General features: G+C 57.6%; 9 protein-coding genes. 6 read left to right on the top strand and 3 right to left on the bottom strand.

Annotated elements, in window-relative coordinates; genetic code table 11:
- Window positions 1-269: 269 nt before the first annotated feature.
- The 3 genes from DM818_RS13880 to DM818_RS13870 are packed head-to-tail and all read left to right on the top strand — an operon-like array spanning window position 270 to window position 3,687.
- Window positions 270-596, top strand: a complete 327-nt coding sequence (locus DM818_RS13880) for a PadR family transcriptional regulator (RefSeq protein ID WP_153952816.1) — start codon at window positions 270-272, stop codon at window positions 594-596.
- A gap of 44 nt (window positions 597-640) precedes the next feature.
- Window positions 641-913: a hypothetical protein gene (locus DM818_RS13875; RefSeq protein ID WP_153952815.1), complete on the top strand. Its 273-nt coding sequence runs from the start codon at window positions 641-643 to the stop codon at window positions 911-913.
- Entirely contained in the window at window positions 913-3,687 is a 2,775-nt protein-coding gene (locus tag DM818_RS13870) for a hypothetical protein (RefSeq protein WP_153952814.1), read from the top strand. Before DM818_RS13875 ends, DM818_RS13870 begins: the two co-directional genes overlap by 1 nt.
- Before the next feature lie 1,251 nt (window positions 3,688-4,938).
- Here DM818_RS13870 and DM818_RS13865 read toward each other — a convergent pair.
- Window positions 4,939-5,178: a hypothetical protein gene (locus DM818_RS13865; RefSeq protein ID WP_153952813.1), complete on the bottom strand. Its 240-nt coding sequence runs from the start codon at window positions 5,176-5,178 to the stop codon at window positions 4,939-4,941.
- 350 nt (window positions 5,179-5,528) lie between these two features.
- On the opposite strand from DM818_RS13865, the gene DM818_RS13860 reads away from it, so the two are divergent.
- From DM818_RS13860 to DM818_RS13850, 3 genes are read left to right on the top strand one after another with little or no spacing between them, the layout of a single operon-like run.
- A complete protein-coding gene (locus tag DM818_RS13860) occupies window positions 5,529-8,177 on the top strand; it encodes an AAA family ATPase (protein ID WP_153952812.1) in 2,649 nt (882 codons plus the stop codon).
- A 3-nt stretch (window positions 8,178-8,180) separates the two neighbouring features.
- Entirely contained in the window at window positions 8,181-9,611 is a 1,431-nt protein-coding gene (locus DM818_RS13855; protein ID WP_153952811.1) for a hypothetical protein, read from the top strand.
- Complete coding sequence (locus tag DM818_RS13850; protein WP_153952810.1) at window positions 9,612-10,490, top strand: hypothetical protein; 879 nt, start codon at window positions 9,612-9,614, stop codon at window positions 10,488-10,490. It abuts the gene before it with no gap.
- Here the strand turns inward: DM818_RS13850 and DM818_RS13845 are convergent.
- Window positions 10,485-12,377 (bottom strand): hypothetical protein, encoded by a 1,893-nt coding sequence (locus DM818_RS13845; protein WP_153952809.1) that lies wholly within the window; start codon window positions 12,375-12,377, stop codon window positions 10,485-10,487. The genes DM818_RS13850 and DM818_RS13845 overlap by 6 nt on opposite strands.
- Entirely contained in the window at window positions 12,374-15,082 is a 2,709-nt protein-coding gene (locus tag DM818_RS13840) for a P-loop NTPase fold protein (protein WP_153952808.1), read from the bottom strand. The genes DM818_RS13845 and DM818_RS13840 overlap by 4 nt, the downstream gene beginning before the upstream one ends.
- Between the last annotated feature and the right edge of the window lie 9 nt (window positions 15,083-15,091).

Raw genomic sequence — 15,091 nt, 5'->3', positions numbered from 1 at the left:
AATAACTAAGTACCCTCGCTGTATAGAAACAGTCGTGACTCTCAGACGCGGATTGCGCGCCCACGAAAAGGGTGCGACCGTGCGCCAACACGGCCGCGTCGTGGGGTCTCTACCCGAGACATGTACACCCAGTTCACCCACCCCGATAGGCGTTCCGCCCGCACACCAACCCCAATCCGGAAACCGGGAAGCGAGCGACTGAGTCTCAAGCCAGGCCATCAGCTACGCTCGACCGCATGCCAGATCCCCACCACCGGAGGCGGTCACCAATGACTGCGCCTGCCGACACAGAGCTGACGCGCTTCCAACTGCATCTCCTCGCGACCGTCGCCGACACGCCGGCGAAAGGCACCGCCATCCAGACACAACTGGAGACACAGTACGGCTCACTCGGCCACGCGCGTATCTACCAGAATCTGGATTCACTCGTCGAGGCGGGCTATGTCGAGAAACGGCCCCTGGATGGCCGGACGAATCAGTACCGGCTGACCGACGCCGGCCACGAGATTCTGGCCCAGGAGGCCAGCTTCCTGATTCGGTACACGACGCTGGAGCACCCCAGCGAGGCCACCCGCGATGACGCAGCCGACTCGTGAGCCCACCCACAGTCGCGGCCCGCGTCCGGGCCAGCTAATCCCCAATGACAGCCGACGACACCCCCCGGGAGCTGACGTGTTGTCCCGCCTGTGACGGGACGGACATTCACGCCCGGACCGGCACGTGGGGCAAGCCCGCGAGCGACACGCCGAGCGACCGGTATCGCTGCTATGCGTGTGACACCACGTTCGATACGCCAGCGACCCGGCCCGCCAAACACGACCAGCCGCATCGGCGTGGCCTGGCAGGCCGACTGGCAGCCGTTGACCCAGCAAGTGTCTCGATTCGCCCCACCGGCGAGGAGGCCAGCGAGTAATGGTCGCCCCGGGGCTCGACTGCGTGCGACCGGCCGACGCCCGCCCAGCTGATCACGTCTGGGAGTGTCGGCCCCGGCTCTCCGAGTGGCTGCCATCGATGCTCGAAGATAGCTTGGATACGTTGGCCGGTATCGTCGATGCCGAGCTCACGAAGTACGATCTTGGCGCGAGCCAGAGTGGCCGGATTCCCGCCCAGTTTCTCGATCAGCTGCGCGAGGCCGGGATTACGGCCCAGGGTGGCATCTACGCCGACCGGCTGGCGCGGTACGCGACGCGGTTTGGCCCGACGGCCTCGGCTGATGGCCCGCCACAGTATGAACAGCAACTGCGCCGCCAGCTCACCCAGCTCGGGACGCCCGGCGGGGTTCGCTTCGAATCCGACTGGCGCGAGACACTTGCGACGGGGCCGGTTGCGGTGTTCGCGCAGGCCTCGTACACCCCCACGGTTCGTGTGGAGTTTGCGGGCGACTGGACCGATGTCCGGCGTGAGACGGCCGCGCGGTCGCTGGCTGCCCTAAGTACAGTCGCCGAGGCCTGTCGAGTCGAAGTTATCGTCGCATCGACGGCGACGCGGCAGTGGTTGCAGGCCCGCCACAGCGAGTGGCTCGCCACGCATGAGTGTCGTGAGCTCCCAGGCAGTGACCTAACAGCTGGTCGCGATGGGTCCCCCGAGGGTGGCCACGATGAGGCGGCCATCACGACGGCCCGGGAGTGGGCCACCCAGGCCACCGGCGACACGGGCCCGGCGCAGCTAGTCGCGGCACTTGCCGAGGCCCCGGACCACCGCTTATCACTGCCGTCGTTGGCCGAGGCGCCGACTGTGACGGTCGCAGATGCGTCGCTGTACGTGTACGCGCGGCGGCTGGCCGATGCGGGGCTTGTCGAGTATCATCGCCACACGAGCCCGGCGACGCCATCCGAGCTGTCGCTCACGCCAGCTGGCGTGGCCGCCAGTGAGTACGTCAGTCCGGGTGGGGAGACGGTGCGGGACCCCGCCCAACAGCAGTTGGCCAGCCAGTGTACCGATACCCACAACGGTTCCCCCAGTACAGTGGGCCTGCGCCGCAGTGGAGCTGGGGTGGTCGATGGGCCAGCCAGTGAAGCGGCGCTGGCACGGACGGGCGACCCCGATAAGACGGGCGAGTGGACCCGGTGGCTGGGTGGGGAGACACCGGAAACGGCAGCAGAGCCCTTACATCGACGGACGACGGCGCCCCTGACGGGCGAGACGGACATCGCGGTGGTTGATTCGCCGGTCACCGACTGGCACCAGGCCACAAAGGGCGACAGTCGGGTGGGGTACGTGTCACAGGCCGTCGGTGATGAGCTCCTCGTGATGGTCCAATACGCGCTTGATCCCTTGGCCACCCTGGGTCGCATCGCGGCGAGTGTATGTTCGCCCCGTGTGATGGCGCGGTGTCTGGACGCCACCCACGTTGGCAGCGACTTTGGCGAGCTGTTTGAATCGTTTGACGCGCCACTCGACGAGCGCACGCTGGATGTCTCGGCCCGGCAGATGCTCGTGAACGGCCTGCAAGTCGGGTGGACGGGCGAGGAGCCAACGGCCCGTGAGGGAACGCTCGACCGGTGGCAGACGCTTCGGGCGCAGCTCCTCGCAGACGTGGGCCGGCTGACGGGCCCGCATGGCCAGCGTGGTGACCCGGCGGAGCGAGCCGCCTGTTTCCGCCGGCTGCACGGGCTCATCACGAGCATGACGAGTCTGTTGTATGCGGCGGGCTACGAGCCAATCATCAACGTGCGCGTCCCGCAGGCCGCCCAGATTCGCGACGATCAGTATTACCGGCGTGACTTCCTCGCCTTCTGGCAGCATACGATTCCGAAACACGCCGTCTACGCGTCGGAGACGGGGTGGCACAGCTGGCTGCGGCAAGTTGCTGATCCCGACGCCTTCGACTGGGGGATCGAGAAACTCAGACGCCGCTTGCCGCCCGCGATTGAATCGAATACGACGGCTGAGCTGACGACCAACTGGGTCATCTCCGGCCCGGACATGAGCGAGCTGCAGGCGCCGATTGGCCGCGCCATTCGGCGGGAACACCGACGGCTGCGCACCGACGGGGATGGCGAGCCCGTCGAGCCGCCACTCGAGCTGACGCTCACGGATGCGGCGACGCCCGCGCGATTGGCGCGGCAGCTGGCTGCTGGCGCCCGTGCGCGTGGCTACACCATCGAGACACCCGACGGCAAGAATGGGGCGGCCACGCCATCCAAGCGGTGCAGACGGCTGCTGGACCGATGTCGGCGGGTGTGTGCCCCGGCCGACGGCCGGCTTGATCCGCATTTGCTGGCGGATATCGTCACGCGGCTGCCCGAGTCACACGGCGAGGAGCGACTCACGCGGCGGGCAATCGACCAGGCGCTTGCGCGGCTGCCGGCCTCGCGGGTGTGTCCGGAGCTTCCCGACTCGGCAGGCCGCATTCTGCAGTCACTCCTCATCGAACAGGAGGCCGGCCGGCAGGATATTCTGGCGCGACTCGACATGCACCCGAACACGTGGAATCGGCAGGTGGCGGCGCTTCGCGACCGCGGCGTGGTACAGTCGGCTGCGAGTGGCGGGTATCAGACATACGAGCCACGGCTGGCTGTGGAGACAGACGGAGTGAGCGAGCCCGAGACAGCGTCGCCTCCATCACTGGATTCATTCCGGGACACCCGGCAGGAGACTGTCCAAACAGCCGTGACAGCAGCTCCTGCCCGTGGGCGGCCCCCACCGACGCGCAATCCCGCAACGATCTGTGTTCGCGTCGGGTAGCAGCGACAGCGACCAGCTGGGCGTGTCCACCGACATGTGACACCGTCATGCCTCCAGCAGTCGTGGGGGCAGGATAGCGACAACCGACAAGCCGAGCCAGCGTCGTCAGATCGGGGGGTTGAGAGCGGTCATGATCATGTTTGCAAGGACCCACCCGGCACCGGCCGCAATGATAACTCCTCGCCCCCGGAGTCCGCCCTTCGCCGAAACGACGGAGGCGATGCCTGCGACCGCCAAATCAACACAGCTGGTGTAGATTCAGATTCCAGTACCGGGTCAAACTCATCGCTTCAAGCTCCGAGCAACTGAGCCCGCAGCCGCCGGCTGGCCAGCCTGCTTCAACATTTCACGATCCTATTGCTGAACAGGAGTCTATCTTCGAGGATCATCAGCAGGTAGACAAAGACGCCCGTCAGGAAGCGGCTCAGTTTTTCCAAGAGACCATTGACCTCGATTGAATGTTAACAATACACTCGATTTTACCGAGTATCAAACCCTGTTAGACATCCTTCGTCGTCTATTCTAGGAGAGTAACTGTATTGTGTAGCCAATTGTCTACACAGATTCGGGCGTTTTACCCGACAGTCGGGATCGACCGCGCCAAACTACTCTATCAATCGGATACGTAGGCGCTTCGCCACATCTCGCGCGCCACTCGAATCCGACCGATACCACACCCAAGGGTCCCCCGTCAAGATTACAGAGTAGACGGGTCCCTACTCGCGCATAGTAGGGGTAGGTATTCCTGCACAAAAGAAGCGGCTTTAGTCCTATTCAGAGGGGATTACGTGTTCCAAATTATCGTACGGTACATATCCGATTTGGTCAGCTCCTGGATTTTGGTATAAAAAGATACCATTCTCGCCTTCATCTATGTACTCACACTCCTGACTGTGGGAAGTTCCACTGCTATCGTACCACTCTACTTTGATACTCATTGCAGATAATGATTCAAACCACTCTTGTTTAACAACTAGCCAACCTCGGTGAAAGTGGAACTAAACCCAGTTTTACTCACTATTACCAGTCTGCGAAGGTGTCTATGAGCGGTACCGCCTTGAGAAGAACCCAGCATAAGATAATCAAACCGAAGGCGGGGACCGCAACTGTCCGAATCACATACTCACCCACCGCCCATGCTTCAGAGAAAGACAATTCGCCAGTATTCCGAGTTAGATAGATAAGCGGGCCACCCGCGAGTAAGACGGCTACGACAGTCGCCAAGTCATCCGCGTCGTCCCAGTCTGACATCTATGCCATCCCCCCTGCAAATTGAAAAAAGGCGAGAACAAGGGCCCCCACAGCGGTGAGTGGAACCAACGTCTTGAGCGCGCCCACTGCAAGATTCATTACCCGATACACACCCTCAACATCTGCGCCCTGTACACTCGCGTTAGACAGCACACTTCCCATTCCGAGCAGGAACGGAGCCGCGGCAAGGATTGTGAGCAGTGACCCAAACGCGGTTATTTTTATCCAAGAGACTGTCATACATTTGGTATGAGTGGGTGAGAAGTAATTAGTGTTATGTCGATTCGAGGGGTATGGCTCTCAATTCTCCCGTATTCAGGGTATCTTGACCGATAGCAAAATCCGCGCGCCCACTTCACGGCGGTGTGACTGCCCACCACCGCCTTGCTATCTCTACGCCCTTCCCCACATGTGGCCACCTAATATTATGCCCTGCCGACGGAGGACGTCTGAGGCAGGCGAATCCGATTTTGCCCCACACGGGGGTCCGTTCGTGTTGGAGCATTCGAGCGGGTCGCCACTGCTGGTGGGGGGATGATATCCGACCGGCCGAACACCTATACCAGTCGGTGCTGTCACATTGATAACCGATGGCTGTCTGGCGAATCAACGTAAACGACACTGAAGACAATCCTCGCCCGGACCGCGGTGCACGCCCCCTCCACGCCGGTGAGGCGGTCACCTATAGCGCGGATTACTACGATCAGGCCGACAAACCACGCAGTGGTGACGCCATCTTCGCACACCACAGCCGCACAGCAACACTCATCGCCTACGGCACGGTTCGCTCTGATGAACCCCGCGTCGTCGATACCGATGCCCAGAAACACTACGACGGCGCCGCCGAGAATACGATCGATGTCGACTGGCACTATATCCTCCCCGAAAGCCGCGCCGTCCCCGTCAGCGACGTCAACGATCTGCTGGACAATTATGTCGACTGGCGCCACACCGTCACCGAGCTTTGCGACGAGGAGCAACTCCCCAAGCTCGTTGAACGTGTCCAAACCCAAGCCCGCAAGCCGTTCACGCGCCCGGAGCCGAGCGAACGCCAACCCCTGGTCGAATCTGGCGACTACGAATTCAATCTCTCAGCAATCCATAGCGCACTCACCCAGTTTGGCGACCTTGCCGCCACGCCAACGGGCGATGAGTACGCGCCGGCGGCCGAAGCGCTTCTCGAATACTTCTGTGATTGGGGGCCCTACCGAGAGGGAGACATCACCGGCCATGTCGAAGAGCTCGATCTGACCGATGAGGAGCTCACGGCCGCCTTCGATACCTGGACATCGGATATCGCCGTCGCGCTTGAGGAAGAATTCCAGATCCTGGATACCGCCACCAGCGACGACGACCCGATCGATATCGATCCGGATCTGATTGCGGCGCTTGCCCGCGAGATGGGGCTTGGCACCTTTCCGGACACCACCCACGAATACCTCCTCAACTATCTCTGGGATACGGCCCGCCACCTTCGTATCCTGGATGTCGAACCCGAGCGAGACAAACGCAACGAGGTATCCATCTTCAAAGCGGCAATGGGGGAGCTGCCCGATGGGCTCATCGACCACTACCGGGGCGACGATGACGACCAGCAAACACTGACGACGGTACGCCAGGAGCTGGTGAATGCACACCTAAGCGGCCGGCTGAGCGAGAAGAAATACGAAGCCACGCTCCGCGATTTCGGAAGCGATACCACCGGGAAAACCTCCTGGCGGCCGTACACCATTCTGGGTGGCGTCTACTACACCCTGCTTGCCCCGCGGATCAAACACCATCTGCGCATGCTGGCGACTGTCCTCGAGTCGGCCGTCGGGGGCGATAGCCTCCGGACCGAGATTCAGGACTTCCGCCGCGGTCCGACGAATCTGAAGCAACTGGCGCGGATTACCATCATTCCCGATGAGCCCGGCACCGGCCCCGACGACCATTTCCAAATCTCGCTGGCAATCAAACCCGACACGGTTCGCTACGGGCTTGATGTGGGCAACAATGCCGTTGACTCCCGGCGCCGCCAGTACCGCGAGCTGGAGACACGTGGCTGGGCGTCCCGCCCCATTCGCTTGCCGGCAATTCGCGCCCACATCGATGCGGTGGCAGAGACATTCACGCGCTACAATACGTATGGCCCCGAGAGTGTCGATGACTCCATCGTCGATCCGACAACCGAGCTGACTGCCACGCTCGAGCCCGATGGGATTGACACGCTGCACTTCCCGGCGACGATGCGGGAGACAACAGCATCCCTCCTCCAGAAAGTCGAAGCCGCGCTTAATTCCGGCAATCACATCATCTTCACCGGGCCGCCGGGTACCGGCAAAACCGAACTTGCTGAACAGGCGGCCGCCCAGCTCCACGGCGCCGATGATTCGCCCTACACGGGAACGCATCTGACGACGGCCACAGCCGACTGGTCGACATTCGAGACGGTCGGCGGCTACATGCCCGAACGCGATGAGCAATCCGACCAGGAACTTGCGTTCCGGCCCGGCCAACTGCTACGGCGGTGGATGCAGCAAGGCCAGCAACGGAATGATCTGATGGTGATTGATGAAATCAATCGCGCAGATATTGACAAGGCGTTTGGCCAGCTGTTTACCGTGCTTTCGGGCCAACGAGTGACCCTCCCGTACGAAAATGCCCAGGAAGAGGAGATTACGGTCCGGCCGGCCACCGAGGCCGATGCGCCCGAGCCGGGGGATGCACACTCGGAAGGTGCACTCAGCGAGTATGTCGTCCCGTCATCCTGGCGGCTGTTGGCCACGATGAACAGCTATGATAAGACATCGCTGTTCGACATGAGTTACGCGTTCATGCGCCGCTTCACGTTCATTCGCGTGGATGCGCCGCCGATTCCCGACGCCGACGAGACAGAGCCAACCCCCGCCGAATTCCTCGATGGGTATCTCGACGGCTGGACCGATATCGAGCTTGCTGCCGAGGGGGCCGCCGCAACGGGCGTCCTCCAGGCCTGGCGGATCATGAACGGCTCTGAAAGCGCCCGCAGCCTTGGCCCGGCCATCGCGAAGGACATGCTCGGCTACGTCCAACGACTCCCACACAACACGAAAGCGACGACAGAGCGAGCCGTGGCAGATGCCGTCGTTGGCTATGTCTTCCCGCAACTCGAGGGGATGCTTGAGACGAAGCGGACGCCCGTGATCGACGAGCTGGCTGGCGCATCGCATATCGATGCTGAAACGATCCGGGCCGGCGCCCGCGAGCAATTCCGCTAATCCATGGATGGGGAGTCGCTGGTAGCATCGGTCGCCGGCCATCTCGAGCTGTATGCGATGAATGGCCAGCTCAACCCGGATGTGGCAGCCGATACGCTGGCTGACGCCGCCTTCGGTGAGCGAGTCACCGGCTTTGACGAGCTCCTCATGCTGCATTTCCTCCTGCACGAGGAGACACGCGAGTTTGCAGCCGCCTTGCCACAGCGACTCCGCGCGCTTCGCACCGGCACAAAGACTGAACGACAGCTGGTCCGGTCGGAAGTCTCCGAACAGATTGACTGGGAACGGACCATGCGCCAGCGATACGCCACCAATCCCAACGATCGGACGCTGTTCGTCACGCGGTCGCGGCGCGAAGACTACGATCTGCCCGAGAATCTCGTGTTGCGAGCGACGACGGAGCTGCTTCGCCGCGGGCTCGACGAGTGGGAGACTGAGCTCAGTACGTATGACTGGGGCACACAGTGGGCCGATGATGTCCTGACGCGAACCCAACAAGTCGTCGCCCAGCAGCCGAATCTCATGCGCATTCGCGAGCCCGAGCCCGATGAGCCAACTGCGAGCATGCTCGCAACGGCCGCCAATTCCCGGCACACGCTCTACCGGTCGGCCGCCGACCGCTACACACTGTATCAATCAATCACGGGCTCGACCCCGGACCGCGACCGGCTGGCCACACTGTTGCAGGAAACGCTGTTAGTCCCGATTGGGAATGCGAGCGACCCCCACCGCCGGCTCAGTGGCGTGTTTGAGCTGTATGTCCTCTACACCGTCATTGATGCCTGTGCCACGGTGTTTGAGCAGGCGCCACAGCTCCGCCCAATCGACAGTGACCGCAATGCTGTCGCTGCCTTCGAGCTCAGTGATGACACAACTGTTCGTATCTACTACGAACAAGCCGGCACCGATGCGGGGCTCTCGTTCATGAGCGGAACCGACGATGCCACGGATCTGACCCGACGCGAATCGGTTGAGCGTCGGTACGCCGATACTGCGACCGAGATTGGCCTTGGGGGACGGGTCACGACCAACCGACCCGATGTGCTTGTGGCTGTTGAGCGAGACGGGCAGATCGACGGTGACCGGTCGCTCATGATCGAAGCGAAGTATCAGTCGCCCGGAGAGGCGGGTGAACAGACGATTCGTCGTGGGATTCGCGAGGCGCTTGAGTACGTCGCCTACATGCGCGCAGATGATTCGTTAGTCCACGATGTCGACGGGGAGTGGTACGGTGTTGGGAGCCAACCGCACGCGATGCTCGTAGTGAACGATCACGATGGGTTGGACATCAGTACGACCACCGGGGAGCTAATTCTGACTGATGCGGGTGCGGTGGCAGCGACGATCCGTCGGCAGCTTCGCAGTCGATTTAGTAGCTATTCTGTAGCAAATGAGGAGGTGGATTTTAGCCACCACGAGGACACGGCTGAGTAAATGGCGCGTTTTCAGCTTCTTACTGAATCCAGTGTACAGGAAGGGTCATGGCTTTCTGAGGCAACGGAGCATGACGTTTCTCTCATCTGTCTGGGCGGGAATGTCAATATTGAGGAAACGCAGCGAGAAATTGACAAGCTTGACTCCAACGTAACAACGTACTTTCCGGCGGTGATACTGGATGAAGATGATCCACAATACCTGCAATACAGTGGACCAATGTCGATTGTGTCTTTCTCGGAAATCCCCGATACGGAATCACCCTACTCACAAGCACCGCTATTTGCTGGTGACACTGATGAGTTGGAAAATCTGATCAAGTACAACATTACGACGTATCAGGATGTGCCGCGGACGGAACAGATGGCCCCAAATGGGATTCAGCTTTCAAACCTACAAACAAATGCACACGGTGACACATTTGGGAAAATCCAAGAGATAGCGACTCAAATTGATGCGTCTGCAGCCAAGCTCGGAGAGACCAGTCTGGAGAATGCGACGTACTATCTCGCCGAGATTGGATATCAATCAGGCGGGCAGGGAACACAGATCAGCGTCAGCTTAGACCATATGCCCTACTTTACGCGAGAGGATAGTGAGTATAAGAATTCAGAGAAAAAGCACAAGATCGAGTTTCACACTGGCGGAGAAAAAACAGTCTACCCCCATGATGGGATGTGTCGAATAAACCTTCCTTCGGAGGTTGATACCGAGAATCTCAATGGTAAAATTCTCGTCGTTAGATACGACGCGAATGAAAAATTCCGGCTTACAGTCGCAGATCCGGACCACTTCCTTATTCAGGACTTGCAGGAATGCGCGGAGTCAGCGGGCAACGACTACGAGAGTAACTCCGAGCGGATGATGTGGTGGCTATAGAGGTTGCTCCATCTCTGCGAGATTTTGAACGGCCTGTTCAAGCTTGTCATCATCAACCGGGAGCAGTGTGAATGCGTCTAACGCGGCAATCTCACCGGGAGTCGCCTCATCCGGTATCTCAGCGAGATATCTTGGTATCTGTGACATGATTAGGTCCTGCCACTGATCAAGCAATTCTTGTTTAATAACCTCCGAAGAGAATTCTGTCTTGTTGGCATTTCTGGACCCTTCTTCATCCAGCTTTTCTTGTCGGAAAATTGCGCCGCGGAATTGACCGATTAGAGCGTCAATGAATGGCTCCGGGCTAAGTCGATCCCCCGTAGTGTAAGATGGCTGCCTATCTATCCAATTATTCAGTGTTTGTAATGCACCTTTGGTTGGTTGTATCAAACTCTTTTCTCCATCAATATCAGGTAAGATGTCTGGGGACACAAATTCAGGATCTTTCTCAGAAACGAATGCATCAAACTGGTCCAAGTCTGGTGAAACCCTGAGTGTCTTGAATGGGAATCCAGGAGCCGCGTTATCACTCTGTCCGCTTCCATCCACGATCGCGATTGCCAAATTAGGGCTGAGTGAAATGGTCGTTGGCTGGTCCGCTACTGTTATTCCTTTAATCACTGGGGATGAGTTCCCTACCCAGTTATGCCGAGCTCGGAGCGATAGCGGAGATGTAAGATCCCCGAATAATTCCTCCGCGGACTGGCCTTGGTAGTTATATAGTATCAATATGTGCAATGGGGCCCCCAATCCATCTTCATCATCTTTGTCTCTCTGTAGATACTCAGCATGTGCCAAATTGCAAACTGCTTTCACCGGTCCTGGCTTGCCATTCGATCGTTCCCCGAAAAGATCGTAGATCCCGCAACCATCTGGTAAACGTACTTTATGTATGGATAACTGATCTTGAGACGGGATGCCCGCATCTGAATGCCTTTCCAATCGGTTGATTTGTCTCTCCAGCTCGGTCACCCCATTCTCCCCTAGACCGCTTAAAAACACTTCCCCGGTCTTCATCAGCTCTCTAAGAACGTCTGGTACCCATCGCGGAATGACGGGAACTAGCCCATCTTCACCCCGTGGCATATTCGCCTGACTAAACCCAGTTTCAGTATATTCAGTCGTATCCGATGTGACTTCACGGCCTTCTTTAGTTGGTCCTGGTTGAGTTTTCTCTGCGTCAGCACTTCTTCCATCCGTATTGCCCGGCTCAACAGGAGAGTCTGTACCTCCCCCATCTGAATCCTGATATATATCGAAGATAGGGTCAGAATCACTCTCAGCTGGCGGAATATGTCCGAATAGCTGTGTTACGAGATCTGCAGAGCTCGATTCTAGTAGAGAGTGTACGTTGACGAATTCTTTCTGAGAATTATATTGTTTCCTGATCCTTCCCTGGGCATCATCTGTCATTTCCCGAATTGAGTAAATCCAATTTTGACGGTCCTCATTGAGCTCCTGGATTGTTGAACCACTGATACTCACTGGTATGAGTTGACTCAGGAATAAGTGATAGTGCCAATCGGATGCGGCCCCATCATCACTCGATTCATACAGATATTCCGCAACCGAGGGGCTTGGTGCCCCACCTTTCACGATGGCAGCGAACTCGTATTCGAACTTTCCAGTGTAAAATAGCAGCAAGTCCCCAACTGTGAATTTCTTGCTCTTTGCATAGGATTGCTTGACTCCCCACAAACGCACCGTATCCACATCTTCGAGAGTGTCCCCTAATTGTGTGATAAACGTACCCTCTTCCTCTTCAGCAATCGAGGCGAGGGTTTCAACAGATTTCCCGACCAGCGACGCTCTCTGAAACCCAGTTTGAGCTTCTGGTGACCGACAGGGAATAAGATATATTGACCGAGTGGATTGATCAGTACTCATGCAACATTCCGGGCAAGTGTTCCCGAATATAGCGTGGTAACATCTCGTTGTGATTGATTAATTAGGTCAACAAAGTCTTGTTCTGATATACGACCGTCATCTTTGGCTTGTAGTATATTTGTGGCAAATTTCTCGCGCAACTCTGTCGTATCGGCAGAGTCAATCTCTGTCTGATTCTCGCGAATTTCGTCAAAGAGAGTGTTCACAGCCGCAGCGTCAACAGGATCTGCGGTGAGCTCTGCTTCCATACAACGGTGGATGAGGGTGGTGATCAGTGTGGCATCGTCTTGCTGAGCGAGGAGGGGCTCAAATGATCCAAACTCAATCATTCGTAGCGCCTGGTACAACCCAGAATCTCCATCCTTGCCAGCGACAAGCTCTTCATCTCCAACTATTTGCCACAGAGTATCAAGTAACTCCTCTTGTCTTAGATCATCAAAGCCATCAATAATTTGTACTGCAGTAGTGAAGTGCTCCGGTACTGTCTGCACTTCATCCAGAGCATCCTCCACTTTGATGAGATACTCTGCTTGTGTCGCCCCGTTTACAGTGTTCGCGCTAAGATCGTCGCCACCGCTGCTACCCCCAGTATAGCTCGCACGCTTCAGTCGTGTCAAAAGGGATTCAACATGCCCTTTTCGGAACGCATCATCGAAGCGCGAAATCATCGCATCAGCGTCTTCAATCAATCGGACAAACGGATCGACTGGCTTGATCGTCTCATGCGTCTCAGCGAGGAACCGACTCAATTCCTCGAGATTATGTGAATCAGACAATTGCTGTGCCAGCCGCTTCCGAATAATCTCTGATCGAATAGGGTCTTGGCCGCGCCCGGCAATATCTGGAAGCGATATTATTCCTTCCTCAATTCCAGTATACAATTCTGGATAGTCCTCACGGATAATCTCAAGCTTCGTGAGGAACCGAATATCAAACTCACTCTGCGGGTCGACTGATTCAATCTCTCTTCTCTCAGCGAGCTCAACCATCGTATATACTCGATTGATGATTTGTAACGTTCTTCGGGGTGTCTGAAGCCGGGCTTGCGACACAATTTCCTCGATCGCATCGTCTGCAACCGTACGATTCGAGGAGCTATCCAGCTCATCCAGCTTTTGCTTAGTAAACGCCTCCAGCTGCTTGTCGGTTGGTAGTGGAATCGGAATCTGCGACTGGAAAAATTTGGCCAGGAAATCACGCTGGGTATTCACATCCGACAGGTATGTCCCTCCTCCAGAATCCGACAAGTGCTTGTAAAGCGCCTCGTCGTCGCAGGGAATGATATAGATGCACTTCTCGTGATCCATGAATGACTTGAGCGCAACCAGCGTTCGATAGACCGTCTCGCTATCACACCGGTCAAGATCATCGACTGAGATGACGATTTGGTCTAACTCCTCGCCATAGGTGGCTTCGTGGTTTGCTTCAGCTGCCTTGACAACCTCGTCGAAGATCTTCTCATAGCTGCCGGACCAGTTTTGTCGTGGGTTCTCGAGTGGACCAGCCCCGGGGAAAGAGCCCCCAACAAGTTGTTTCGCGATTGCAGTCACGACCAGTGTTCCAATACCCACCGCAGCAATCTGGGGAGAACCAAGCCCAGAAACCCCTAAGATTGAGTCGAGAATCCAGTAGAGCCCACCTAAACCTAGAACTAAGATTCCCACTACGGGTATTATGATTATGAGTTGATGGAGATATGATCGCGTGGTGTCCGTTATCGTTTGGAGCAATCCACGCTCATCGGAATCGTCGACATCATACAGCGTATGAAGAATATCCTTGCTGTTGAGAAGCTCATCTTGAGAGGGCACACGCTCGGTATCGGTCAAATCGGGGCGTTTTGAATCAATCCAATTATACAGATTATCGGTCGCTTGCCACCCAGTCGGAGGTAGCGATGACGGGGCATTATGATTCTGCCAGAATGTATCCGCCGCCAACGATTCATTCAAATCGAGGATTAGGCCAGTCTTGATTGACTCAGACTCGTGGCGCCACGCATCAAGTTGGACACACGCCGTATTCGGAAAATCATATGACGGTACATTGTTGCTATCCCCGCCACTTTCCTGACTCTCCTGTCCCTCTGGTTCCTCATCGTCGCTTGACTTTGCGTCTCGCTCCTCCTGAATACCGTACAGTGGATCCAATCTCCGAATCCGCTCCCACCAGCCAGCGTCTCCTTCCTCGTCTACCTCGTCTTCCCCAGTCGTCGCATCGTCAGCTGCCTCGGATTCGGGAGCGTCGCCATCACCCTGCGGCTCTTCGTCGGTATCGGGGTCCTGTACCACGTCACCATCCGCAGCAGAGTCTGAATCTGTCAGCCCAGTATCTTCGCCGGCACCATCTCCCTCTTCTGTGTCGTTGTCGTCCTGAGTCAACCTAGAGTCGGTCTCGGTCTCAGGAGCTGGTTCAACCGCGTTCGCCCGGCCACGACGGATTCGATCAAAGGTAAGCTCAACAATCGACGATTTCCCGGAGCCCCACGTGCCGAACAAGCCAATCTGCCACGGCGGCTCGTTATCGTGAATGATCGCTTCAAGCACTTCGATATGCGCTTCGTGATCAAACACATCGTCGTCTAAATCCGTCAGCTTGGTATCCTCGAGAAGCGCAAGATCAGCATCGCGAAGTTCGCCGCCGCCATCAGATATCGGCTCCTCGTCACTCGGCTCCGATTCATCACGAGGCGCCGGCGGAGTCACGTACAGTCG

Origin of the sequence: Halosegnis longus (assembly GCF_009663395.1) — an archaeon.
Taxonomy (GTDB): domain Archaea; phylum Halobacteriota; class Halobacteria; order Halobacteriales; family Haloarculaceae; genus Halosegnis; species Halosegnis longus.
The sequence above is the reverse complement of the archived record's forward strand: the minus strand, read 5'-3'. Positions and strand labels throughout refer to the sequence as shown.

Bases quoted from the DNA above. Each gene is read 5' to 3' on its own strand.
- DM818_RS13880 (WP_153952816.1), top strand. From the start codon at position 270: ATGACTGCGCCTGCCGACACAGAGCTGACGCGCTTCCAACTGCATCTC.
- DM818_RS13875 (WP_153952815.1), top strand. From the start codon at position 641: ATGACAGCCGACGACACCCCCCGGGAGCTGACGTGTTGTCCCGCCTGT.
- DM818_RS13870 (WP_153952814.1), top strand. From the start codon at position 913: ATGGTCGCCCCGGGGCTCGACTGCGTGCGACCGGCCGACGCCCGCCCA.
- DM818_RS13865 (WP_153952813.1), bottom strand. From the start codon at position 5,178: ATGACAGTCTCTTGGATAAAAATAACCGCGTTTGGGTCACTGCTCACA.
- DM818_RS13860 (WP_153952812.1), top strand. From the start codon at position 5,529: ATGGCTGTCTGGCGAATCAACGTAAACGACACTGAAGACAATCCTCGC.
- DM818_RS13855 (WP_153952811.1), top strand. From the start codon at position 8,181: ATGGATGGGGAGTCGCTGGTAGCATCGGTCGCCGGCCATCTCGAGCTG.
- DM818_RS13850 (WP_153952810.1), top strand. From the start codon at position 9,612: ATGGCGCGTTTTCAGCTTCTTACTGAATCCAGTGTACAGGAAGGGTCA.
- DM818_RS13845 (WP_153952809.1), bottom strand. From the start codon at position 12,377: ATGAGTACTGATCAATCCACTCGGTCAATATATCTTATTCCCTGTCGG.